General features: G+C 39.1%; 18 protein-coding genes. 6 read left to right on the top strand and 12 right to left on the bottom strand.

Features of this window, described 5'->3' with window-relative positions; translation table 11 throughout:
* Positions 1 to 175: 175 nt before the first annotated feature.
* The 4 genes from H6F39_RS17090 (at position 176) to H6F39_RS17075 (ending at position 5,157) form a co-directional block, all read left to right on the top strand.
* Entirely contained in the window at positions 176 to 991 is an 816-nt protein-coding gene (locus H6F39_RS17090; protein WP_370539405.1) for a hypothetical protein, read from the top strand.
* Positions 992 to 1,052: 61 nt separating this feature from the next.
* Complete coding sequence (locus H6F39_RS17085; protein ID WP_190397105.1) at positions 1,053 to 2,450, top strand: family 2B encapsulin nanocompartment shell protein; 1,398 nt, start codon at positions 1,053 to 1,055, stop codon at positions 2,448 to 2,450.
* Between the two features lie 150 nt (positions 2,451 to 2,600).
* Positions 2,601 to 4,007, top strand: coding sequence for a family 2B encapsulin nanocompartment shell protein (locus H6F39_RS17080; RefSeq protein ID WP_028089365.1), 1,407 nt, complete (start codon positions 2,601 to 2,603; stop codon positions 4,005 to 4,007).
* A gap of 214 nt (positions 4,008 to 4,221) precedes the next feature.
* Positions 4,222 to 5,157, top strand: a complete 936-nt coding sequence (locus tag H6F39_RS17075) for a LysR family transcriptional regulator (protein ID WP_137908136.1) — start codon at positions 4,222 to 4,224, stop codon at positions 5,155 to 5,157.
* On the opposite strand, the gene H6F39_RS17070 is transcribed toward H6F39_RS17075, so the two are convergent.
* The 3 genes from H6F39_RS17070 to H6F39_RS17060 all read right to left on the bottom strand — a co-directional run bounded on the left by H6F39_RS17070 (position 5,154) and on the right by H6F39_RS17060 (position 9,575).
* Positions 5,154 to 7,508: a DUF3769 domain-containing protein gene (locus H6F39_RS17070; RefSeq protein ID WP_190397104.1), complete on the bottom strand. Its 2,355-nt coding sequence runs from the start codon at positions 7,506 to 7,508 to the stop codon at positions 5,154 to 5,156. The genes H6F39_RS17075 and H6F39_RS17070 overlap by 4 nt on opposite strands.
* Before the next feature lie 106 nt (positions 7,509 to 7,614).
* Positions 7,615 to 7,731: a photosystem II reaction center protein I gene (locus tag H6F39_RS17065; RefSeq protein ID WP_071604835.1), complete on the bottom strand. Its 117-nt coding sequence runs from the start codon at positions 7,729 to 7,731 to the stop codon at positions 7,615 to 7,617.
* A 920-nt stretch (positions 7,732 to 8,651) separates the two neighbouring features.
* On the bottom strand, positions 8,652 to 9,575 hold the full coding sequence (locus H6F39_RS17060; RefSeq protein ID WP_190397103.1) for a DUF4351 domain-containing protein: 924 nt from the start codon (positions 9,573 to 9,575) through the stop codon (positions 8,652 to 8,654).
* Positions 9,576 to 9,729: 154 nt separating this feature from the next.
* On the opposite strand from H6F39_RS17060, the gene H6F39_RS17055 reads away from it, so the two are divergent.
* A complete protein-coding gene (locus H6F39_RS17055; protein ID WP_137908139.1) occupies positions 9,730 to 9,945 on the top strand; it encodes a hypothetical protein in 216 nt (71 codons plus the stop codon).
* Between the two features lie 308 nt (positions 9,946 to 10,253).
* Here H6F39_RS17055 and H6F39_RS17050 read toward each other — a convergent pair whose 3' ends face one another.
* Positions 10,254 to 11,654, bottom strand: coding sequence for an ABC transporter substrate-binding protein (locus tag H6F39_RS17050; RefSeq protein ID WP_190397102.1), 1,401 nt, complete (start codon positions 11,652 to 11,654; stop codon positions 10,254 to 10,256).
* Between the two features lie 287 nt (positions 11,655 to 11,941).
* On the opposite strand from H6F39_RS17050, the gene glgP reads away from it, so the two are divergent.
* Positions 11,942 to 14,506 (top strand): alpha-glucan family phosphorylase, encoded by a 2,565-nt coding sequence (gene glgP, locus H6F39_RS17045; protein WP_190371457.1) that lies wholly within the window; start codon positions 11,942 to 11,944, stop codon positions 14,504 to 14,506.
* 273 nt (positions 14,507 to 14,779) lie between these two features.
* Here the strand turns inward: glgP and H6F39_RS17040 are convergent, their stop codons facing one another.
* The 8 genes from H6F39_RS17040 to H6F39_RS17005 form a co-directional block, all read right to left on the bottom strand.
* Positions 14,780 to 15,169 (bottom strand): hypothetical protein, encoded by a 390-nt coding sequence (locus H6F39_RS17040; protein ID WP_190397101.1) that lies wholly within the window; start codon positions 15,167 to 15,169, stop codon positions 14,780 to 14,782.
* Positions 15,170 to 15,235: 66 nt separating this feature from the next.
* Positions 15,236 to 15,886: an isoprenylcysteine carboxylmethyltransferase family protein gene (locus tag H6F39_RS17035; protein WP_137908143.1), complete on the bottom strand. Its 651-nt coding sequence runs from the start codon at positions 15,884 to 15,886 to the stop codon at positions 15,236 to 15,238.
* 282 nt (positions 15,887 to 16,168) lie between these two features.
* The gene (locus tag H6F39_RS17030; RefSeq protein WP_190397100.1) at positions 16,169 to 19,078 is read right to left on the bottom strand and encodes an ATP-binding protein; all 2,910 of its coding nucleotides are present in this window, start codon (positions 19,076 to 19,078) and stop codon (positions 16,169 to 16,171) included.
* Positions 19,079 to 19,092: 14 nt separating this feature from the next.
* Complete coding sequence (locus tag H6F39_RS21220; RefSeq protein ID WP_370539404.1) at positions 19,093 to 19,833, bottom strand: UPF0175 family protein; 741 nt, start codon at positions 19,831 to 19,833, stop codon at positions 19,093 to 19,095.
* A gap of 190 nt (positions 19,834 to 20,023) precedes the next feature.
* Positions 20,024 to 20,362, bottom strand: coding sequence for a type II toxin-antitoxin system PemK/MazF family toxin (locus tag H6F39_RS17020; protein WP_028089372.1), 339 nt, complete (start codon positions 20,360 to 20,362; stop codon positions 20,024 to 20,026).
* The gene (locus H6F39_RS20815) at positions 20,349 to 20,732 is read right to left on the bottom strand and encodes a hypothetical protein (protein ID WP_236097131.1); all 384 of its coding nucleotides are present in this window, start codon (positions 20,730 to 20,732) and stop codon (positions 20,349 to 20,351) included. Before H6F39_RS20815 ends, H6F39_RS17020 begins: the two co-directional genes overlap by 14 nt.
* 200 nt (positions 20,733 to 20,932) lie before the next feature.
* Complete coding sequence (locus tag H6F39_RS17010; RefSeq protein WP_190371459.1) at positions 20,933 to 21,517, bottom strand: hypothetical protein; 585 nt, start codon at positions 21,515 to 21,517, stop codon at positions 20,933 to 20,935.
* Positions 21,514 to 24,585 (bottom strand): DUF1156 domain-containing protein, encoded by a 3,072-nt coding sequence (locus tag H6F39_RS17005; RefSeq protein WP_190397099.1) that lies wholly within the window; start codon positions 24,583 to 24,585, stop codon positions 21,514 to 21,516. The genes H6F39_RS17010 and H6F39_RS17005 overlap by 4 nt, the downstream gene beginning before the upstream one ends.
* Positions 24,586 to 24,909 lie beyond the last annotated feature (324 nt).

Below are 24,909 nucleotides of genomic sequence, written 5' to 3'. Positions count from 1 at the left end.
CTCTCATTTCTTGCTTTCTGAATAATAAATTTTTTAATCATCTTGAATTCGGACTCCTTAGGAAACTTTACTTTCTCACACCACCCCCCTTTTAATGATATGTATTCTCATTAAGCTTATTTCTCTTTAATTGATCGTTAGTTATTATGTACTACTATCTCTGCTTTTTTGATCTGTGACAGTTCAGGGTGCGGAATGTGGGTTTAATGCTCGACTGTCAGCATTTATGCCTCTAGATAATTCTACACCCCCTGTAGCAACTAATCCAGTAGAAAAGGGGTTGGCGGATATTTGGTCTCGCACCGCAGGACCAATGTCCTCCACAGCACGTACCGAATTTCGCCGCGCTATTCAGGATATGACTGATAGTTGGGTGTGGGAACTGGCTAACCAGACGCAAAATCGGATTCCAGACCCGATTGACTATATTGAAATGCGTCGTAAGACATTTGGGTCTGATTTAACCATGAGTCTGTCTAGACTATCCCAGGGCGGCGAAATACCAATGCAGATTTATTATAGCCGACCCATGCGATCGCTGGAAAATGCTGCCGCCGATTTTGCCTGTTTCACTAATGACATTTTTTCTTATCAGAAAGAAATCGAATTTGAGGGCGAAATTCATAACTGCGTGTTAGTGGTGCAGAATTTCCTTAACTGTGATCTTCTCAAAGCTGTTGAGATTGTTAATAATCTGATGACAGCGCGGGCGCAACAGTTTCAACACATTGTTGAGACTGAACTTCCAGCCCTTTTCGACGATTTCAACCTGGATAAAAACACCCGCGAGAAACTACTCAAATACATTGAGAAATTAGAACAGTGGATGTGTGGTGTACTTAAGTGGCATACAAAGGTAGACCGATACAAAGAATTTGAATTGCGTAATAGTGCTTCCCCCATAGTGCGACTACTCAACGGTCCGACAGGGTTTGGCACTTCGGCTGCACATATCAGATCCTTGGTTGGTGCAACTAATTCCGTGATTTAAAGTACGTAAATTTGCAGTAAATTGTGTTTTTTAACTAACTAAAAAAGTGGAGAATTAAATTATGACCTACTCTAATGATTCAGAAAATCAACAACCTCAACTAAGTTTAAGTACAGCAGCAGCTCGTAATTTGGCGACAACCACCAAATCTGCGCCGCAAATGCAGGAAATTACCTCACGGTGGTTATTAAAACTACTACCATGGGTACAAACAAAAGGCGGTGTCTATCGCGTTAACCGTCGTTTAAGTTACACTGTAGGTGATGGACGAGTATCTTTTACTAACACCGGATCAACTGTACAAGTAATTCCCCAAGAATTAACGGAATTACCCTTATTCAGAGGGTTTGAAGACATAGAAGTTTTAACCACCTTAGCGAACCAATTTGTGCAACAGGAATTTGCTGCGGGGGACGTAATTGTGGAAATTGGTCAAGAGGCGAATCAAGTATTACTGATCGCTCGTGGTAAAGTTAACAAAATTGGTCTCGGTAAATATGACGAGCCAGTGGTTTTAGATGTATTAGCTGATGGTGATCATTTTGGTGATGAATCTCTAGTAGAATCTCAAGATACCTGGCAGTATACGCTCAAAGCTGTCACCAGATGTATCATTTTAGCATTACCTCAAAGTGCATTTGCACAACTCGTTAACCAATCTGAAGCTTTGCAAAGTCAAGTTGACAAGTTCCGCGCTCTCCTGAGTCAACCACAAACTGAACAAGGTGAAGCAGCGATTAATGTATCAGCAGGACATCGCGGTGAGGCTGATTTACCGGGTACTTTCGTTGATTATGACCTCTCACCCCGTCAATATGATTTAAGCATCGCCCAAACCGTTTTACGCATCAATACTCGCGTTGCTGACTTGTATAATGAACCAATGAATCAGACCGAACAACAATTGCGTCTGACGGTGGAAGCATTACGGGAACGTCAAGAACACGAAATGATCAACAACCCCGAATTTGGGTTGCTCCATAACGCCGACCTCAAACAACGCATTTACAGTAGCACAGGCGCACCTACTCCCGACGACATGGATGAATTACTAGCTACAGTATGGAAAGACCCCAGTTTCTTCCTAGCTCATCCTCGGACTATCGCTGCATTTGCTCGTGAATGCAACCGTATGGGCATTTATCCACAAAGCATTGACATGGGTGGACAACAAGTTCCGGCTTGGCGTGGTGTACCTATTTTTCCCTGTAATAAAATACCTGTTAGCAATAACCGTACCAGTTCTATTCTCTTGCTCCGCACCGGTTTGGAAAAACAAGGCGTTATCGGTTTACACCAAACTGGTATCCCGGATGAATATCAACCTAGTTTATCTGTGCGCTTTATGGGTATCAGTGAAAAGGCGATTATGTCTTACCTGATTACAGCTTACTACTCCGCAGCAGTTTTAGTACCAGACGCACTTGGCATTCTTGAAGATGTAGAAATCGGTCGCTAATTAGTTTAATTAGTTTTCAGAGGTGAAGGTAATTAATTGGTAATTACGCCCTATTTTCAGCGTTAAATCCAGTAATTTTTGATCGATCAAAGTCTGATTACCTTCACCTCTCATTTTATTAAGTATATTTGTCAGTGATTAGAGGATAAGATGACATATTCTAATGATTCGGGTTTGGATGTTGAGGGTAGACAGCCTCAACAAAGTTTAAGTACAGCAGCTGCCCGCAACTTAGCAACAACAACCAAATCTGCACCGCAAATGCAGGAAATTACCTCACGGTGGTTGTTAAAGATGTTACCATGGGTGCAAATCAAAGGTGGAACTTATCGAGTCAACCGTCGCTTAACTTATACTTTAGGTGATGGAAGAATTACTTGCACTAATACAGGAGCAACGGTACAAGTAATTCCCCAAGAACTTAGTCAATTACCCTTGCTGCGAGGATTTGATAATCTTCAAGTCTTAACGGCTTTAGCTAGTCGTTTTGTACAACAAGAGTTCACACCTGATGAGATTATAGTACAATCGGGTCAGCCTGCCCAGCAGCTTTTTCTCATCGCCCATGGTAAAGTCAATAAAATCGGGATTGCTAAATATGAGGAGCAACCTTTCTTAAACGCGTTAGCTGATGGTGATCATTTTGGTGATCAGATTTTAGTAGAGTCTCAAAGTATGTGGAAGTTTACAGTTAAAGCTGTTACACAATGTACTGTATTAACACTATCACAACAAGCATTTAGGGAAGTCCTTAACCAGTCGGAAGCGTTACAGGCTCATATTGATCAAATTGTCGCCCGTACCCAATTGCCACAGAATAAATACGGTGAAGCTGCTATTGCTTTATCTTCAGCGCATACTGGAGAGACTGAATTACCAGTTACTTTCGTTGATTATGAACTATCACCCCGTGAATATGAGTTAAGTATTGCCCAAACTATCTTAAGAATCAATACTCGCGTTGCTGACCTTTACAATGAACCGATGAATCAGACAGAACAACAATTGCGTCTGACTATCGAAGCATTACGGGAACGACAAGAATATGAATTGATTAATAACCGTGAATTTGGTTTACTACACAATGCCGACTTTAAACAACGTCTTTATCCCCGCAGTGGACCGCCCACCCCTGATGATTTAGATGAACTGCTGACTCGCCGTAGAAAGTCAAAGTTTTTTTTAGCGCATCCTCGCACTATTGCCGCTTTTAGTAAGCAATGTAACCGCCTCCGTATCTATCCGCAAAATATGGAAATAGATGGTACTAAAGTAATAGCGTGGCGCGGTGTACCTATTCTTCCCTGTAATAAAATTCCTATTACTAAGTACCAAACTAGTTCCATTCTTGTGTTACGAACTGGAGAACAAGATCAGGGGGTCATTGGCCTACATCAAACTGGTATCCCTGATGAATACCAACCTGGTTTATCCGTCCGATTTATGGGTATCAGCGAAAAAGCGATTATTTCTTACCTCATTAGTACCTACTATTCCGCAGCTGTTCTTGTACCTGACGCACTTGGTATCCTTGAAAATGTAGAAATTGGACGATAAATTCATGATCAAGCTAAGTTAAAATACTTAAGTAATACCATCATAATCGTCCGCTTTTAAGGTATTTTAAATATCAGATAGGGAATTAATTCCCTGTCTGCACTAGCTAAACATATTGATTTTATACAATATTTTTATAAATAACACTTAAAAAAAATTTGTTGCTACGTAATACTGTAGTATATATATAAATTGTTATCAGAGGGGAATAACCTTGAACCAAGCGACATTGCACCAGTTGAAGGTGTTCGAGGCTGCGGCACGGCATGGTAGTTTTACACGCGCTGCGGAGGAGTTGTTTTTGACTCAACCTACCATATCCATGCAAATCAAACAGCTAACTAAATCAGTGGGTTTGCCATTATTTGAGCAGGTAGGAAAGCGTTTATACTTGACAGAAGCGGGACGGGAATTATTTGCTACTTGTCGGCAAATTTTTGAGACTATGGACAAGTTTCAAATGACCATTGCCAATTTAAAAGGATTAAAACAAGGACAATTAAAACTGGCGGTAATTACTACTGCTAAGTATATTATACCTAGATTGTTGGGTCCTTTTTGTCAGCTTTACCCCGGCATTGATATTTCTCTCCAGGTCACAAATCATGAACTGATTTTAGATCGGATGATGAATAATTTAGACGACATATATATTATGAGTCAAATTCCCGATCATTTTGATGTCAATTTCCAGCCATTTCTAGAAAACCCGCTGGTAGTTTTTGCACCCGCAGATCATCCCTTAGCAAAGGAAAAAAATATTCCTATTGAACGTTTGGGTGAAGAACGGTTTATTATGCGTGAACCGGGTTCAGGGACTCGCAGCGCTGTCCAAACTCTGTTTGAGAAACATGGGGTCAAGGTCAAAGTTAAGTTGGAGTTGGGAAGTAATGAAGCGATTAAACAAGCTATTGCTGGTGGCTTAGGTATTTCTGTATTATCCCGTCATACATTATTAACAGAAACTACGGAATTTAGCATTTTAGATGTCCAATACTTTCCAATTAAACGGGATTGGTATATGGTTTATCCTGCTGGTAAGCAGTTATCTATTATTGCTCACACCTATTATGAGTATCTTTTAGATGCAGCGAAGAAAATTACCGAAAAAGGTGGTTTAATTCCCGATTATAGTTCCGCTGAAGCTTAATTTTCCTCACCGACTACACCACCAACCACTGGTTTAACTTGTCCATTAGCAAATGGATCTGTACCACCAGTCCAATTAAAATCACTGATACGGATACTAAAACCACCTAATTGCAGCACTGGATTATAACGAAGGGTGATACCATGAGTCCGACGGCTATATTCTAATGTATAATCAGTGCTGATCTCTTTCCATGTATCTAGGTTAATGGATGTTTGTAAACCTAAGCGAATAGGTCCATAAACTTGCTGAGAAATACCAGTGCTGAGAACTTTGTTATCAACTGAACGGTCAAAAAGAAAGGGTGATAAACCGCTATTAGTGCCTTGGGAGTAACTGACGTTAAAGCCAGTATAATCTAAGAAAGGACGGGAAAAATGGCCAATTTGGCCGATTAAACCAATAGTACCAGTGACAGTGCCTTGGTTATCACCACTACTATAATAACTACTAGTTCCTGTGATACCAGCGATCGCTTGTAAATACGGTACTACAGGATTAGATGTATATTTTAATCCCTCCTTGGCTGTAGCTGCTAAGGGTTTCCCAGTCCACAATTTGATCCCACTACTCAATGCTACACTACCTTGGAAACGCCCTAGAGAAATGCGATCATTTTTGCGTAGTGGTGAGAGTAAATCCTGACGATCTGTGTTAGAATTTATATACTGTGCGCCACCCTGATAACTAATATTTATACCGCTTTTTCCCAAAGGAATCCTAGGAGAAGTAATAATTCCACCAATACTACTCTGTACAGTTTGATATCCAAGACTACCATTATAAAGGCGATCGCGGTAACTAGACTCTAAACTTAATGTATAAGGCTTGACATTACCCAAACTTTGGCGTAATCGCAAACTCCCGCGTAAAGTATCTTCCACCTGATCAAAATCAAAACTAGTTAACTCTCCCGTACCCTCCACAACAGTTTTAGGACTCAAAACAGCATTCAGTTTAGTATTTACACCAAACAAATTAGCTACATTACCACCATTTTCTACAGCCCTTTGTACATAAAACTGGGGTGTAATAGTCCAGCGAGTCTGATCATTATCAATTGGTTCAAAAGCTCGTTCTATAAACAAACCACCGCGTTTACCATTATCAAAACCCACAGAAACAATAGTGGGATTTACCTGTCGTGGCCGACGATCTATTTTGCGACTATTCACAGGAATAGGAACAACGACCTTTTGATCAAAAACTAACCGTTGACCCTGGGTAGTCACCCTATCTATTAAAGGTGCTTCTCGCGTCACAGTCACCTTAGCCGCCCTGATTTCCAATTCCGGGGGTGAAAAAGGGTCATTAGTAATTCTCACATCTTGAGCTTGAAAACCACGGGGATAAAATTCGATATATTGGGCTTCAAATCGTAACCGCTTGAGGACACCACCAGATTTAGGTACAGAAACATTTCGCGCGTCTGATTGACCACTAACACCAAATTCTATCCCTCCGGGACTATTAACACCAGTTAGAGGTTGATTAGCGCGAAGCCGATAACTCAAAGGGCGACTAGGTACACCACCTGCGGTAATATCTGTAGGGAGACTTGGGGAAAAAGCAAAATCCGTTGCGGTGGTAGGGATATAAAGTTCACCTTTACCGTTTTCTAGATCACCACTATCTTGAATAAAATTATAAGTAAAACGTCGTCCTTGGAATACCTGATTACCCCTGGTTAAAGCCACATTACCCTCCCCCACCGCCATCAAATTATCTAAATTGATATGTAGAGTATCAGCATCAATTACCGCACCATCAAACCTGACTACTACATTACCCTCAGCCGTGACAATTCGCCTTTCTTGATCATACTCTTGGCGATCGGCAATTACCTCCACAATTCTTGTTTTTTGCGGTGATATTTTCTTCGTTTCTGAAATTTGCGGTAACGGGGGAACTGCTAAATTATCAGGTTTTGACTGATCTTGAGGATGACGCAGTTTAAATTCAATCAGATTTTGTACTGGTAACGATGGTGTCTTTTCACCAACCAATAGATCAACCTTTCCCCCTGATTCCTGTAAATTTACGTAATTTTTTTCTACCGGGGGTGTTGATGTTCCTGTTAAAACCTGCTGTCCGGCTATAATATGAATAATTTTGCGTTTTTGACCTTGAATAATGGAAAATTCCCCACCTGAGTTTTCTAGTCGGGATAAGGGAGAATCATTGACTGGCTTGGTAGTTGATTGATACTGATCTTGCTGATTTTTACCATCAATGATCAGTTTTTGTTGATCATTTTTTACCTGAATAACAGCAGGAGCAGCGAGATAGGAAACAGGTTTTGACGATACAAGATTTGGCGGTGGTTGAGGTGGAAGGGCTGGATGAAACATATTTTGAGGCAATTAAGCTGATCAAAAAGCAAAAAATAGCCGGAAGGTTGAATTACATATTAGCCTGTTTCTACCTTCCGGCCACTAGGAGTGATTTGTTGTATATTTATTCTGAGTCTTGACGACCGGGGTTACGGGCTGGGTCATTAGACAAAAACCCGAAGATGAAGATACTCACAAACAAGCCGACAACGATATAAACAGCAATTTTTAAACTCAACATAGAACTAACTCCCGGAGGTTTGGTAAATAGCAACTAATTTATCTTACCTATATCTTGTACCTTTGGCGAGGGAATAGGAACAGCAGTTCCGCAGGTTGGGTAGAACGAAGTGAAACCCCAATATTAAATGTCATATACTTATAGACTGTGTTGGGTTTCGTACTTTAACATTAAATGTCATATACTTATAGACTGTGTTGGGTTTCGTACCTCAACATTACAGCAGTTCCCGATCTTATGAAGTACAAATATTAATAATAAAACTCTTGTGGTGCGGGCATCTTGCCCGCACAAGGTGTACCTCACTCAAAGCTACTTGCTGTAAATGTCATATACTTATAGACTGTGTTGGGTTTCGTACCTCAACCCAACCTACAAATTAAAATGGTTGATAACAAAAAATTGTCGTTATAGCACTCTTGCAAGGGTGAAGAAGTTTTCAATCATGTTACTTTTCGGCGTTGTTGATTTGAGGTATGAAAATGATTTTTGATGATTTCAAAACCCTTGTAGAGACGTTCCTCATGTAGGGATTCTCGTCTCTACACCTAAATTTATACCTGGTTTCAGCAACGCCTACTTTTCTTGACAGAGTTTGGTTTTATTGTGTTAACCTACTTGTCTATATGTCGAAACTGTTACATCAGGATTATTAATGGTTTTTAACGCCATTCTATTCCTCGATTGTTTCGATATGTATATTAAAGCTAAGATGGGAATGGTGGGTAATATAGCGCCTGGGCGGTTTTCCAGAGTTTAACAATATTTGGTTGTAAGATAGTTCTTCCTTATCGAGTCTATGATAACAAATTCAAAATCAATTGTCAAGCCCCTAATCCCAATTTTCGGCGGGAAAAATCAAAAAGTTTTCAATTCTTCATAAAGTCATGAAAACATCATAAACGGTCTTTTGAAAAAGATTAGCTAACAGATTGTAACCAAGTTTGTAAATCTGTAACTGAGGTAAAATCTAACAAGGCTTCTCCTAATTCCTCTAGTTGTGCAACAGGTAATTTTTGGACTTGTTGAATCAATGATGAGTCCATTGTACCAATGCGGCGATTTAACTGACGGATAATCAGAAGTTGTTCTCCTCGTTGTTCTCCTTGTTGTAGTCCTTCTTGTAGTCCTTCTTGTCTAGCGAGTTCTCGCTCTTGTTGGTAAAGTGGTGCTAATCTCATAATCAACTCCCTATCTTCTGTTTCTATTTCTGGACTTTGATTTATTCTCAAGTTCTGTTGCAGGTTGTAAAGTAATTCTAATGTGATTTTCACATAAGGCTGATTTGATGGTAACGCAGCTAATTCATCAATTGCTCGTTTTTGTACCGTTCCTCTTCCCAAAAGTCTTAACCACAATGTTTCTGGAATAGGTGGTAATTGATGAATGACAATAATTGCTGCGCGGAAAGACTCTGGTAAATAGTATATTCCTGGTAAAGAATCTGATTCCAATATACCATGAAATCCTGATAGCAGTTTCTTAGACGCTGTGGGTGTGAGAATCCATAATTTAGGAAAATTACTTTCTGCTATTTTGGTTGCATTACGTTTTGCTTCTCGTTTTAATGCACCTCTAACTTCTAATGATTTTAATAGACAATCACATATTTCTTCTGTTGAGGCTGGGTTGCGAAATGGTTCAAATATGGCTAGTGTGGTGGCTAGTTTACCTAATAAACCTAATGATGCTATATCCGCTTTTTGTTCAGGAAATGGTGTAAATAATACATCTATTTCTCGTACTTCTCCAGATACATGACTGGGTGCTTCTACTTTTCCATAAGGTTTTAGCAGTTCTTCTAAATAATCTTTGGCGAATTGGTCATGTATAAATCTCGTCATTTATTTGACCTTTACTAATACATACAGCACTACAAGAGTGTTATGAGGTACATATTTAGCGGGCAAGATGCCCGCACCACAAGAGTTTCATGATTCAACTTTGTACCTCATCAGAGCGGAAAACGCTGTATATTAATTTAACATTTTTGGGGTAATGGCGATCGCTCAAACTAAACAAGGTGCGTTACTAATTCCTCCAGTTGAACAACCGGTAATTTTTGAACCAAATGTTGATTTTGGCGTTGGGAACTTGGGTCGCTTGCTGGGTAAGGGTTTCGGGGGTTTTTTCCCGCTCTCGATTGGTGGTTTTACCACTTTTTTTCCTGACATAAGGCTAACGCCACGCTTCGCTGTCGGAAACTGTCTCTAGACACTTTGCCGGGTAAGGGTTTAAAATTGAGGGGTTCCCACTCGCTGGGGACATTAATTGAATGGAAACAATCGTCTATTTGATTGTTAATGTCTATTGTTTGTTTGTCCCCACTCGCTGGGGACATTAATTCAATGGAAAACCGCCTAGGGGCGAACGGCAGGAAAGCCCCTGCTGGGGATATTAATTGAATGGAAACAATTCTTAATAAAGTTATGAAAACATGATCAAAAAAGTCCCGCAGGTTGGGTAGAACGCAGTCAAACCCAAGCAACAAATTGAAATGGTTAATAACATCATCTCACTATTTATTTTCCCTGCAAGGGGAAAAAGTCATAGTTAGCAGTTGAGTTTTTACTTGGTTGCACTTTGACTAATATTGCCTTACCCTTAATATCACCAGATTCTTGAAATTCAATCTTGCCTGTAGCACCATTGACAAAGAAATCTGGACTATGTAGCACCTTTTGTAATGCTTCACGGGTATAACCTTGTTGTAAACCTTTAGCGATCGCCATAGTTGCATCATAGGCTGTTGCTGAACGCCAATTCACAGTTCCTCCCCAAAGTTTTCTAGCTTTTTCAGGAAAAGGATTACCAGAAATGGCCTTTGGATGCCAAGGTACAGTAATAACCATACCGTTAATATCAGATTTCCCCGATTTTAATGTTTGAAAGGTGTATAATGTCGGACTACCAAACAGCGCTAACTTACCTTGATTTGCTGCTGCTAGTTCTAAAGCCCGGTTAATTCTACCAACATAGGGAGCTAATACCAACCCATCAGCACCACTACTAATTAATTGAGAAATTATGGCAGTAGAGTTAAAATCAGGAGCGGAAAAATCGCACTTGGTGGGATTAATTTTACCACCACCAGCTACGATATTTTTGGCGTACTCATCCTTAAAAGATTGATTATCAATAGATTTGGAATCTAAACACAAAGCAATATTAGTTTTACGGGCGGTTTTTAAGGTATAAACAGCCAGAGGTTCGGCCTGGGAACTAATATTGGGGACCGTGCGAAATATATAGCTACCAATACCAGAGAGATTTTGAGCGAAACTAGTAGGAGAAATCATCACTAGTCCTCCCTGCTGATATATTGGTGCAGCCGCAATAGAAGCATTACTAGCGTTATGTCCAACTATAGCCAGAATACTGGAATCATAGACAAAATGCGTCGCTATTTTTTGGGTTTGGGTGGGATCATTATCATCATTAGCGATCTCTACTTGCAAAAATTTACCATTAATGCCACTATTACGATTTACCTCATCTTGAGCCTGAGCCACACCCCGCAGAATCTCCTTGGCTACATTGAGATTTCCGCCGATGGGTACACTCACGGCAATTTTGATATATTTACTACTATTGTCCAGGGAGTTATTGAGATAAATCAAACTTTCTGGATCATTTTGATTTTGGCGCAAAGATGCTTGAAAATTGCTTCTAGCATTATCAAAATTACCCTGAGCAAAGGCTTGTACTCCTCTTTCCTTATCAGAGTTGATTTGATCAGTAATTAAAATCTTCTCACCTAAACTGATTCGCCCTGGTTTAGAATCGGAATCAGGAGAAACATTAGCTTCTTTCTCAAAAACGCGAGGTGTGAATTGATTCCACAACCAAAAGCCCAAGCCCAGCAACGCTGTCGTAAACAGCAGGGAAAGAATTAGCAGTTTTGTTTCATTTTGATGATTCATAATCGCTTTTTAGCTATGTTTTGGATTTATATTTCAGTGCATACCGCTATGTTGCCATTTTGCCTATATAAACAGCACATAATTAAATTTTAGTAAAATTTTGGTAAAACCAGTACAAACCCAGTAGACTCAGACAAGCTATAAGTGTAATGTTTATTCAGCAATTCAATAATTATCAATTCTTAACAAAGTCATCGAAAGTTGACAAATATAGTATAAAGAGTTGGCAACATTAAGTAAAAACAGTAAACAATAACCATAGCCGCACAAATAAGTTTTTTTAAACCATGCAGCCAATTCGCACTTTTAACGTATCTCCTTCACTACCTTCCAGACTAGAACCCCTGCGGAAACTAGCTTATAATCTCCATTTTGATTGGAATGTGGAGAGTAAAGACCTATTTCGCCGTTTAGACCCCGATTTATGGGAATCAAGCCACCATAACCCAGTATTAATGTTGGGAACTATCAGCCAAAAGCGATTATTAGAAGTTGTCGAAGATGACGGCTTTTTAGCGCAAGTAGACCGAGCAGCCCGGCAATTAGAAGATTATTTGCAGGAGCGGACTTGGTATAAAAAACAAAGAGAGCAGCCGCAAAAAGAATGTTACGCCTATTTTTCCGCTGAATTTGGCTTAGTAGATTGCTTACCTGTCTATTCCGGTGGTTTAGGTGTCCTCGCAGGAGATCATCTTAAATCAGCTAGTGATTTGGGATTACCGCTAGTGGGCGTAGGTTTACTGTATCAACAGGGCTACTTTGCTCAGTATCTCAATGCAGATGGTTGGCAGCAGGAACGCTATCCCATCAATGACTTCTATAATATGCCTTTGCATTTGGAGCGCAATGCCGATGGTTCAGAATTACGAATTGCGGTAGACTACCCAGGACGCAAGGTATATGCACGAGTATGGCGTGTGCAAGTGGGAACAGTCCCCTTGTATATGCTTGATACCAATATCGAACCTAACAAGGCTTATGACCATGATATCACCGACCAATTGTATGGTGGTGATATAGATATGCGTATCCACCAGGAAATTATGCTGGGCATAGGTGGTGTGCAAATGCTCAAGGCCTTGGGTTATGAAGTGACTGCTTACCACATGAATGAAGGCCATGCTGCTTTCTCGGCTTTGGAACGCATTCGCATTCTCATTCAAGAAGCCGGACTAAATTACAGACAAGCTAGACAGGTGGTATGTTCTAGTAATATTTTCACTACTCACACACCAGTCCCCGCAGGTATTGATTTATTTTCTCCTGATAAGATATTGCATTATTTGGGCTATTATGCAGATATCTTTGGTTTACCCAAGGAGCAGTTTTTAGGTCTGGGACGAGAAAATACTGGTGATTTGTCCAGTCCCTTCAGTATGGCAGTATTAGCCCTGAAAATGGCAACATTCTCTAACGGTGTAGCACAATTACATGGCGTTGTTTCCCGACAAATGTTCCAAGGCTTGTGGCAAAAAGTTCCTGTGGACGAAGTGCCAATTACCGCTATTACTAACGGTGTTCATGCCCGTAGTTGTGTAGCTAAATCTACTCAAGAATTGTACGATCGCTATCTTGGTCCAAATTGGTCATCAGCACCAGCAGATAACCAATTATGGGAACGAATGGATGCAATTCCCGACGAAGAATTGTGGCGGAATCATGAACGCTGCCGTTTGGATATGGTATTGTACGTTAGGGAACATTTAGTTAAACATCTGCGCGATCGCGGTGCATCTGCCTCCGATATTGCCCAAGCCCAGGAAGTGCTTGACCCTAACGTTTTAACAATTGGGTTTGCTCGTCGCTTTGCTACTTATAAACGCGCTACCTTATGGATGCGTGATTTAGACCGCATTAAACGAATTTTATTGAGTAACAAAAACCGCAAAGTCCAGTTTGTAATTGCGGGGAAAGCTCACCCCAAAGATATCCCTGGTAAAGAATTGATTCGGGATATCAATCACTTTATCCGGGAACACCATTTAGAAAAACAGGTAGTATTTGTTCCCAACTACGATATTCACATCGCCCGTTTAATGGTAGCAGGTTGTGATATTTGGTTAAATACTCCCCGTCGTCCTAGAGAAGCCTCCGGTACAAGTGGTATGAAAGCTGCTATGAATGGACTACCCAATTTAAGTGTACTTGATGGTTGGTGGGATGAAGCAGATTATGTCCGCACCGGGTGGGCTATTGGCCACGGAGAAAATTACGAAGATCCTAATTACCAAGATGAAATAGAAGCTAACGCCCTTTATGAGTTACTAGAAAAGGAAGTTATCCCCTTATTCTATGATCATCGTGATGGTGATGGCTTACCTCGTCCTTGGGTAGCAAAAATGAAAGATGCAATTCGCTTGAATTGTCCATTTTTTAATACAGCCCGGATGGTGCGAGAATATGCAGTCAGAGCCTATTTCCCAGCCAGCGATCGCTATCATACCTTAACTATTGACAATTATGTCCCAGCCAAGGAATTAGCGGCTTGGAAGGCGAAATTAGGCGAACACTGGTTTAGTATCAGAATTAAGGATCTTGAGGTATCCGCAGCATCAGACATTAAAGTTAATCAAACCGTAGCCGTCAAAGCTAAAGTTGATTTAGCAACTTTGAGTAACGATGATGTACAAGTAGAACTATATCAAGGTTCTATAGATGCCCATGGGGATATTGTTAATGCTGTACCTGTAGTAATGGATTATCAAGGGCAAAACCCAGAGAATTTAAGTGTTTATACAGCAAATATCACTTACACCACCTCTGGTTTACAAGGCTTGTCTTTGCGCGTCTTACCTCGCAATAAATACCTTTCTAGTCCTTACGAACCCAGATTAATCGCTTGGGCTGAATAAGCACATAATGTAGAGATGTTATATAAAACGTCTCTACAAAAACTGTTAAACATTAGCTTTAATGATAAAAGCCTTGTGGTGCGGGCATCTTGCCCGCATAAGGTATGCCTCACTCAAGCTAAACTTACTGTAATTGTACAAGTCTTGTCCGCCAAACTTGTATTATGCTAGTTGTGTGTCGTCCTGAAATTTACACTAAATCGCCATTACGTAAGTTTAACTAATACTTTTTTAACTCAATGTAAATTCAGGTGATATTTAATCAAAAAAACTCTAATTTCTAACAGATTGAAGTAAACGATTTAAGATGATTTTACCTTGGGAATCAATTACCTGAACACGAATAAATTTGGGATCACTTGGTTTCCAAATTACTTGATATTTTGTACCATTATTATTCCAAGTGTATATTTGACGTTGTTTAGTTCCAGAAGCGACAGCACCAGATAAACTGATATTAGAATTACTTTTACGGTTTTCGCCATAATAGTAATAAGAATTATTTGTAAAACCTAAAGTCACAGTCCAATCTTTATCCGTAAATTCACCCGCTGGATAATCAAACTTTTTCACAGCCATAGCTTGATTAGGAATGGCCATATCAATAATTGCAGGTGTAGAAATTCCCAAAATTGTTGATAAAATGATAGCTTTGTAGTTCATAATCTTTGCTTTGACAAATCTTAAGTTATCTGATTGTGTGTTTACTAGCAAGCAAAATCATTTACATTATGCTGTAGTTTCTTCTTCCTGAGAAATTCTAGAATTAAATAACTTAGGGAAGAACAAACCAGAGTTTTCTTTGTATTCCGCAAACTCAGGATATCGAGATAAAGATTTATCTTTTTTCAGCATATTGGGAACAAAGATCATGGCTATGAATAACCCCTGAATCAAGAAAGGTAGCCAATGTTGAGTTAATATAGAAAAAGCCAGATAAATCAACACTTCTCCCAAGTAATTAGGATTACGACATTTAGCAAAAAAACCTTCTGTAATTAATCCAGTTTTATGCTTAAGAGTATAGTATTTTTGGGCATCACTAGCAAAATGTAAAAATACCCCAGTGATATTCAAAGCAATAGCAGCAGCTACTAATGGTAAAGGTGGAACAGTACCACTACTAATGAGAATAAATGGCGCTACCCAGTACAAACAAAGTATAAAAAAGTTAATAATTCCTTGAGAAGTGGGAATTTCCTGCTCCCATTGCTTATCTGGAAATATGCTATCTTTTATTAACCAAAGAAAACCATAAGTACCGTGAAGGGAAAGATAAACCCAAGCTCCAATAGTAAAATTGTGGTATAAAACCATTAATCCTAATACGATAGCAAATGTTAGACCTTTGTGAAAATTAATGGGATGCTTTATTTTCATATTTTAGTTTTTGTTGATTTCCTGTAGACTGGTGTTATCCTTAAAAGTTAAGGACGGAATCTACCATGAAAGTAGCAGGAAACGAACAAAGGAAAATCCTCAATTGGGATGAATTGAGATTACTGTTTGATAAGGGTTTGACTAACCCACGCGACATCATCAAACATGATTTCTGGACATTGTGCTTTGTTAATTTTATGGTCTAAATATATCAGGGGTTTTAGGTGTTCTTTATTATTAATTTATCAAACGAAGTCTAGGAGAGCCAGTAAAATTTGCATTTTAGTGATTGTCATCTATATCAGTCTTAACATCATTATTTAGTCCTAATTCAGCCAATGCAACTTTAGTTTCCTCAATCTTTGGGGTAGCTATTTCTCCCTCTACTAAAACCTCCACTTTTAATGTTAATTTCAAATCTTTGGTGGTTGCAAATTTAGATACAACTTTCGTGTAAAAATTCATCCATTTTTGCGGTGTAATTACACCACTCCACTTTAATAATTTTGGTAATACAACTGGGGTTATCATCTCAGGTTCATCTTTTGGTTCTGGTTCATCTTGTGATTTTTTCCTATGACTATCAGAGGGCGTAGGTTTCTCTCCTAGAGTATTTGGAACCGCTGTAAAACCACTTTTATTATTATCTGGGTTGTTAGTAGTAGTTTCCCCAATTTCTGGTGGTGTTGATGGCTTTTGGGGAATAGAAACACTTGCAGCTAAAGCTGTTTGGTAAGCCTCTGCTGTTTCTTTAGTAATGATAAACATATCCTCAGAAATTTCTACATCTTTCACAGAAAAATCACATTGAAAATAAAAAGGTTCATAACCATTATTACTTTTACCAACATAAGCTAAAGTTCCCTCCTTGACACCGCGAGATATAGCATCTTTGACGGACTGACTATTCACATCACTATTTAACAGTCTGGGAAACAGTGGAGATGCAAAAAAAGCATCGCGGACAGCTTTGGTACTCCACTCTGTAAATGCAGGTGGCCAATTTCTACTTAAAAAGCGCGGGTTAATAATATCAATAACGTCATCACTTTGACGTAAACGATTAATAATTAAACCTACTAATGTAGTAGATTTAGATTGAGTAGAGTTTACTTGACCCAAATCTATGACACGGATTTTGTTATCTTTCCCTAATAAAGCCACAAATTTATAAGCATTCCAGACGCTTTCTTTTAAATTAGATTCACATTTTCTCAAATTTTCCTCTAACTGACGTTTTTGGTTTTCATCTAATCTTTCTTTTTCCTCATCGTTAATATCTTCCCATGCTAAAACTTTTCTCGCTTCCTCTCTTAACCTGGTATCAGTATCAGCAACAGCCCAAATTATGGCACTTTTAAATGTTCTGTCTGATGTACCACATTCTTTAGTCATAGACTCCATCTTTTTTAAAGTCTGATTATCTTGTAGAGAATGTTCTGGTGCTAATATAGCTAAAGTTAAAACAGGACGATTAGAAATCGTCCCAGAACTTTCTGGAAAATAAGTTAATTGTATTCCTGGATGAGAAGTAAAAACTGTTTGAATTTCGGCTTTTACTCTTTCTGTAATTCTTGATGATTGGACATTGGCACGACGATCCGCTAAAATCTTATTTAAATTAGGTGATATACTAAAACGATATTTATTTTTTTCTATTGACAAATAATAACAATCTGTAGCCAATGTCTCTAAAACTGTTTCTACATTGCCAATATCTAAAGATGGTTCTGCCACCGCTAACCGAATTTCTGGGATAGTAGATTCAGCCCGTAAAATACCACCATTAGATTCAAAAAATATGCTAGTTGTAACTTTACGGTGCAGTCGTGCTTTTTTAATTTGCTCATCAGCTTCCGCATCCAAACGCACTGCATGGGAATCCTTTTTACCACAAATATCCGTTGTTACTGCACCTTCTAATCTATTTTCGCCTAATTGTCCAAAAACAGCAACGCGAAATTGTGGGTCATCTAGTGGTGCAGTTCCTAACGTAATTAAAGGATCACGGTGTGCGCCTTGATATCCTTCTTTATAGGCATGAGACACCCACAAAGCTAATAAACGCAATACTCCCCTAGTCCGTTGGAAGCGGGGTAAAACTTGCCATTTGCGCTCAAATACTGATAATACTGAAGGATGAAAAGGATAGGTAGCATAAAAGGCTTCACGGGGATTATTCAGGGGAAACCAACTAGGTAGTTGTTGGCGGTTATCTAGTACCCAGTCAGCGTATTCATTGCAAGTGGCGATCGCATCTTTTGGTAACATAATCCTACCGTCAGCAGTTACAGCCCCAGCATCCCATTCAAAGAGTCTTCTTCTAATAATTTCTGAAGTTTCCGCTTCTGCTGACATCATAATAGGTTTACCCACCCGATCCAGCATTTTTTTAAATCTTTGTTCATCCCCTTCATCAGCTGAGGTGTATTCCATTTCTGAAGCAGGAATGGAAACTACTAACACCACATTATCTGAACCTCTAGCGGTTTCTGATAATGCTTGAATGAAATTATATAAACTATTGTGATAACCCTTGCCACGATAGGTACTAACATAATTAATAATTTCATCCATTAATATTAAACAGGGTTTATCTTTAGGCAGAAATTGTTTAATCACATCGCCTTTAGGTTCAATAAATTCTGCTTCGTGTTGTGCTAATATAGCTAAGGCATTTTCTCCACCTAATTGATAAGCAATTTCTCCCCAGGGTGTTTTCCGTAATGGTATACCATCAACTCCACCACGGCCATGAATAGAATCAAATTCAGTGCCGACAAACACGGCTACTGCTGCTTCTGGAACGGAAGAAATACCAGCTTTTTGTAATATCTTTTGTACACCAGTCCAATTATTAGCAATAGCACCACCTTTAGCTAGATGATAGAGTAAAGTTAAAGCGTGGGTTTTACCACCACCAAATTGAGTCGAGAGATTAAAAATAGCAGAGGTTTCTGTTTTTTCACCAGATAAACGCCGCACAACTTGGGCGGAAAATTCAGTTAAATATTTAGTTAAATAAGTACGGTCAAAAAACCTTTCTGGTTGTTGATAGTCAGCAGGTGCTTTTTGATTTCTGACCTGATCTAAATGTACTGCAAATTCCGCAGCATCTAGGGGTTTACAGTCCCGGAGGTCTTGGCGGGGTGTTAGTCCATCAATTTTATACCAAGGTTTAATAGTTGCCATAGGTTTTAGTTCCACTATTTAATAGTTTTAAGATTTCGTGCATTAGCTCTTTTACCGTTACCACCTTTAAAATAAACTAAACAGTCATCGCTAATTGAAGAAATAGTTAATGGAGTTTTAAAAGAATCATGAATATTAAAAACTTCTACTCCAGGTTTTAGCTTTTCACTTTCAATGGCATTAAGATTTAGAATAGTCATAGTTGGATTTATAACTGCATTCACTAGAGAACGATTTTCAGAAGATACATCAATACCAAACTGAGATAAAAAATTAATTTGTTTTTCTGTAGGACGACGAGTATCAAGATATCCAAAGATAGAATTTATGCTGCTGCGTATTATGGAATAAGCAACTTCTTCTGGATAGTCTTTAATATTAAGTCCTATTTTTTGGGCAAATTCTACCTGTTTATTATCTACACGGGGAAGTTTATCAAAGTAACTTGAACGTAGAAAATCAGCTACAGTATTAGATACTTGAAATTGAGTAATGTGTAATTCATTAGATATAGTTAATTCTTGTTCAAGATCCTCAAAATCTACAGAAAACACATCCACTTGTTCACGGGCTAGGGCTGCAAGAAAGTCGCGGCGGTTTAAACCGGCAATTTGTGCGGCCTTTTCTTGGGAAATTTCCGCTTTTTGATACCAATATATAGCGGCTGCTAGGCGCATATCACGTACAAAGTCATCTGGAGAAAGACGACGGGCGGAAAATACTTCTGGGGGTAAGTCTAGGTTGATTTCAGTCATAAGTTTTAGGGTGCTGAGTGTGGGAGTACGGAGTGTGAGCGTAATTTTTATTTTCCATAGTTAGGCTTTGTGCTAGTAATTGAATTATGTAAAGTTTATCGTTGGGGGAAAGTTGCAGGAGTTGTTGTTCAAGTTCTGGAATAACCATAATTTTGGTAGTGTGAAAGTGTGGGGTGTAAGAAAAGAGAATTTAATCTAAATTCAAATGTAATTTAATAGCCGCGTTAACTAATTCCATTAATTCTGTACTCAAATTACCTATAGCATCTCCTGATATTCGTTGTTTAGAAATTGTTCGTATTTGCTGAGTTTGAATTTTAGAAGGTTTCGATAAACCACTATCTTCTGGATTTAGCAATACTTCAAAGGGATAAACACGAGTAATATTAGAAGTAATGGGTAAAATTGTCACCGTAGTAGCAGCGTTGTTATTAGCATCATTACTGACTATTAGCACCGGACGGCGTTTATCCATTTCTGAACCAACAGAGGGGCTAAGGTTAGCAAAGTAAATTTCACCACGTTTCATCTGTGAGTCCATCCCCAATAGTTATTTCCCAAGTTGGGTCATTTTCTGCTGATGCTTCTCGATATGCTTTTTCTAATTCTTCGGCTACTTCAGCTAAGGGAGATTGACGGAAAAATTCGGAAAGTTTACATTGATCTAGATTTTTTGATAAATCTCTTGGTAGCTGTAGATTATCTGCTGTTGGTGTTTCAGAATTAATTTGATCTATAAAATTTAACAAAGATGGAAAATCAGAATTATGAGAATTATTTTTACCCTTTATCTCTTGATTTGCTCTGGATTTAATAAACAGTAGAAAGTCTAAAACTTCTCTGATTAATATATCAGGTGTTTGGGATATTTCATTGATTAGTTGTTCTCTGATAGACATTTATTTTCTCCTTTAGATTTTCAATGTTGGGTTTCACTGTGTTCAACCCAACCTACGCACCTGTATAAATTAACCATACTATAGCTTAACTATTATAGTACGTTTTAGGGTTTAATCACCAATAATATTGATTGTAAAAATAATCATGTTGTAGGGGTTTAGCAGTGACGAGAATATGGGTTGTGTGGACTATTCCTATATTATAGGATGCTAAAGTTGCCAGTATTTGTTTCTAACTGCCACCATTTAAAAAACCCGTAGGGAAAGGTAGCAGAATCATCTCGACTACCTACTACTATAATGGTTTCACCGTCAAGTTTCATTCTGTCTGTTAAACTCATAGCTTGCAGCACTTCATCGCGTAAAAAACTAATTAGGTGAGCGCGTTCTTCTGCACTGCGACGGTAGCAAAAGACTATTCTTAAATCTGCACGGACGCATAATACTTTCCAAAGCGAGTAGGCACTGCGGTTAATATCTTTACTATTTTCTAATTCCATGACCGCAATAGGAAACCGCCAGCTTGTATTACCGGATGCAAAGGACATGACATCTAAAGCTAAGTATTCACTGGGAGATACAGGAAACAAGCCTAGTGGATGTCCTTTAGCGGAGGAATGCCAACCCATTGCTGTAGAAGTTGAGACAACGGTAGTGGTTAAAGCGGTTGTCCATTGACCAAGTTGTCCTTTTAAAGCTGCTTGTTTTAACGGGTCAGCATTTTCAGGTTTTTGTAGGGTTTGCCAGAATTTAGCTTGCCACTGGGAGGCGATATTTTGCATCATGAGAATCCTAGTCCTTTCTTTCTGGCTAATACCCCATCTACCCAGCGTTTTTCCTCTGTACCAGTGGGATATAATGCCGATAATGCCTGAGCAAGTCCCCAAAAGCGTTGGTCCTTTCCTGCTCCTTCATCTACTAAAAAGCGTTTTAAGGCTTCGCTACGTCCGGCAGCAAATAAAATCATACTTTGGTGAATACAGTCTAGTGTGGTGTTACCTAGTTGGGGTAGGTTTTTTTCTCCCCAGTCTGTATCTTCTTCTGTTTCCGTGATACCTAACACTGCGAATAAGTTGAGTTGTTCAGGTTCTTTCTTTTTGCCTTTTTTACCTTTGGTTTTGCTGGGGGTTTGGGCTTCTTCTTTGCCAAATAAATATTCGATACGTTCTGATACAGGTAAAAGTCTGGCGGTGCTGCCTTTGACTTCTACTAAGCGGGTAAGTTGTTCTAAATGCGCGCCTAGTCCTTGGGCTATTTTCCGGGCTGCATCAAATTCTAGGGTGTAACCGCCGGTTTTAGTGGTTTTGCTGCTGGTTTCGTCGTCGTCTTCGTCGTCGGTTTCTGATGCGTTGGTTTCGTTGTTGTCAATGCTACCTGTGGAAAGTGTCCATAACCATATAGCAGTGAGGCGGGCATCTTCTTCAAAGCTGGTGGTATCGGCGTTAGAGAATATCATACTCAATGCTTCTTTGGAAACTGCCGCCCATACGTATTCTAGATATTCTTTGAGAGTGACAAGTTCGCCGGAGGCTTTTTCTACGCTAGAGTAGCGGGAGAAGATTTCTAAAGCCGGTCCTAAGCAAGCAAAGATGGCATCTGCACCGACTACGCCTTCTGATGCTAGTCTGGGCATCCATTCATGGATACGCTGGGGCAGTTCTTGGAGTACGTCGCGCCAGTCGCCAATTTCGTTAGAGTCGCGGGGACGGCAGACAAGGTGAATGGAAGAAGCTAAAACAGAACGGTTCTGAGCGATAACTCTTGCAGCCATTTCAGTATCAATAGGCCATGAACCTGTCATAGTCCAACCAGCATCTATCATCGCTTGTAGTTGGGCTTCCCAACCCCTAGTTGATGTATGAGCAAAAACTACAACACCAATACCACAAGGTGATAGTATTCTTCGTGCTTCTGACATAGCAATTTTCATTTGCAATTCATAAAAAGCATTGTTTTTTCCTTCAATAGCAAATTCATGTCCGGGCGATTGAACAATTATTTCTTGTTCTTTTGGTGTTAATTGTGTTGTAAAAATATTGGGATATTTGTCAATAAGTATTCGTCGTAACCAGACATAAAAAAAATCAGAAAGGTCTGCATACTGTACTGAAAAGTAGTAAGGAGGATCAGTAATGACAGCGTTAGCAGCATCGTTAGGTAATGGATGATCTGTAACAGATGCAGATTCTACATTTCCTATCAAAGAATTTTTGTAATAGCATGACTCAATTGCATAAGCTGTTCTTTCATAAGTGCTATTCCAAGAGCCGCTAGAAGAGGAAAGTATACAAGATTCTGCAATGTCCCATACCATTGGTATAGCTTGTCTAGCAAACAGATTTACCGGACATTCAGCATCCTGCTTCCATCTAGTTAAAGAATTTCCCAAATCTGCTTGTTTTCCTACAGACAATGCTAAACAAGTTTGTACAGCAGTTGCAAAATTATTTGTCTTTTCATCAGCTATTTTTTGGGCAGCAATACGTACTAATCTTGTTAATGTACTTAAAGCTAAAGATTGACGAGGAGTAAAATAATCTTCCCAAGTTACCATTCCGTAAATTGGTCCGCGATTTACAAAAGTATGATAATTTTCTGTTGATTCATTTGGAATAAGCGAAATTGGTTCTTTATGTTCCTGTTTTTGTAATTCTAGTTTTTTAATAGCCCATCTTACTACTTCTAAGTCATAATCTTTTGGTAGACGGTAAAATCTACCCTGAGCTTTTGGTTTAGTTGTGACTACACAAAATAATCTGGCATCATTAGCACCACCATGACGAGATTTAAGTTGTTTTTTAACCGATGCCACAGGAGTAGTATAACCACAACAGGGACAAGTGGCAGAACCTCTTTTGACAGTGCCATCAAAACTAGGATTTTTTACTTCTATTTCTGGGTGATCACTAACTACCCATTTACTCTTTTGCTTTTCAATAATTTCAAAATCTACCCGCTTTTCTTCCGGTTGAGGAATTATCCTTAAACCAATATTGCGATTACTTTTTTTACACAAATACAAAGAGCGCATTAACGGCACTTCCGCACCACATCCTGGACCCTCACAAATAATAGTCCGCGCCCATAAATAAGCTATTGGTGTACTACCATCAGCATCTTTCGGATAAAATTGGGCTAATTCTTTTTCTGCTTCTTCTTTTACCCATTGTCCCCATTTTCGCACTTCATCCGCTAACTGTTGCCCATATTTGGGAATATATTCCAAAACCACTTTATTTAACAACACCGCCACCGGGTTAATATCAGAAGCAAAAGCATCCGCACCCACTCGCAACGCTTCCAAGGGAATAGCGCCACCACCAGCAAAAGGGTCAACTACTAAGGGTTTTGTTCCTGGTATTCCTCCTAATGCTTCATGGGCTGCTTGAGTTAAATTCCGACTGGTTTCTAAATAATCAGCTTGGGTAGAGTTATCCCAATTAGCAAAATCAGCAATAAAATCTAGTAAGCTATTTCTTAATATATTCCAGTGTTGAATATTATTACCATTTAATTGATTTTCTAGTTTAGCTAAAACTTGCCATTTACTCCAAATTTCAGTAGAACAATGTTTAGATAATTCTTTATCTGTTGCTGCTTTTTTCGCAAAATTATTAATATATGCTGTAGCTAAATCCCGAAAAGATTGGGGACAGTTTTCATCAACAGGGTCAGGCCATAAAGCCGCACAAATTACAGCCCGACAAGCAGCTAAAGGTCGTCTAGCCCACCAAATATGTAAGGTAGAAATATGCCCATGTCTGATGGATTTCTCCCGTCTTGCGTGGGCGGAAATGCGTTTAATGGGTAGGTCAACTTCGATGAGGCGTTTAGGGTATTTGGTGGTATTCATGGTCAGAATTAGGATTTACAGGATGTTTGTCAGAATCAGGTGGTTATCGAGTTTCGACTACGCTCAACTACCGCGACTTGTACTGAGCAGTTCGACAGTCGAAGTAAGTCGAGATAATGTCCAGGATTAGAGGATTTACAGGATTGTTGTTTATCAGTTGTCTGTGAGTTAATCACATTTTATTTGTCAGAATCAGGATGTCCAGGATTTAAGGATTTACAGGATTGTTGTTTATCAGTTGTCTGTGAGTTAATCACATTTTATTTGTCAGAATCAGGATGTCCAGGATTAGAGGATTTACAGGATTGTTATTTATCAGTTGTC

It is taken from the genome of Dolichospermum sp. FACHB-1250, from assembly GCF_014696335.1.
In the GTDB taxonomy this organism is placed as follows: Bacteria; Cyanobacteriota; Cyanobacteriia; order Cyanobacteriales; family Nostocaceae; genus Dolichospermum; species Dolichospermum planctonicum.
This window is presented reverse-complemented; position numbering and strand designations above follow the sequence as displayed.

Coding starts and splice junctions, on each gene's coding strand:
- H6F39_RS17085 (WP_190397105.1), top strand. CDS start 1,053: ATGACCTACTCTAATGATTCAGAAAATCAACAACCTCAACTAAGTTTA.
- H6F39_RS17080 (WP_028089365.1), top strand. CDS start 2,601: ATGACATATTCTAATGATTCGGGTTTGGATGTTGAGGGTAGACAGCCT.
- H6F39_RS17070 (WP_190397104.1), bottom strand. CDS start 7,508: ATGTTTCATCCAGCCCTTCCACCTCAACCACCGCCAAATCTTGTATCG.
- H6F39_RS17065 (WP_071604835.1), bottom strand. CDS start 7,731: ATGTTGAGTTTAAAAATTGCTGTTTATATCGTTGTCGGCTTGTTTGTG.
- H6F39_RS17060 (WP_190397103.1), bottom strand. CDS start 9,575: ATGACGAGATTTATACATGACCAATTCGCCAAAGATTATTTAGAAGAA.
- H6F39_RS17055 (WP_137908139.1), top strand. CDS start 9,730: ATGGCGATCGCTCAAACTAAACAAGGTGCGTTACTAATTCCTCCAGTT.
- H6F39_RS17050 (WP_190397102.1), bottom strand. CDS start 11,654: ATGAATCATCAAAATGAAACAAAACTGCTAATTCTTTCCCTGCTGTTT.
- glgP (WP_190371457.1), top strand. CDS start 11,942: ATGCAGCCAATTCGCACTTTTAACGTATCTCCTTCACTACCTTCCAGA.
- H6F39_RS17040 (WP_190397101.1), bottom strand. CDS start 15,169: ATGAACTACAAAGCTATCATTTTATCAACAATTTTGGGAATTTCTACA.
- H6F39_RS17035 (WP_137908143.1), bottom strand. CDS start 15,886: ATGAAAATAAAGCATCCCATTAATTTTCACAAAGGTCTAACATTTGCT.
- H6F39_RS17030 (WP_190397100.1), bottom strand. CDS start 19,078: ATGGCAACTATTAAACCTTGGTATAAAATTGATGGACTAACACCCCGC.
- H6F39_RS21220 (WP_370539404.1), bottom strand. CDS start 19,833: ATGACTGAAATCAACCTAGACTTACCCCCAGAAGTATTTTCCGCCCGT.
- H6F39_RS17020 (WP_028089372.1), bottom strand. CDS start 20,362: ATGAAACGTGGTGAAATTTACTTTGCTAACCTTAGCCCCTCTGTTGGT.
- H6F39_RS20815 (WP_236097131.1), bottom strand. CDS start 20,732: ATGTCTATCAGAGAACAACTAATCAATGAAATATCCCAAACACCTGAT.
- H6F39_RS17010 (WP_190371459.1), bottom strand. CDS start 21,517: ATGATGCAAAATATCGCCTCCCAGTGGCAAGCTAAATTCTGGCAAACC.
- H6F39_RS17005 (WP_190397099.1), bottom strand. CDS start 24,585: ATGAATACCACCAAATACCCTAAACGCCTCATCGAAGTTGACCTACCC.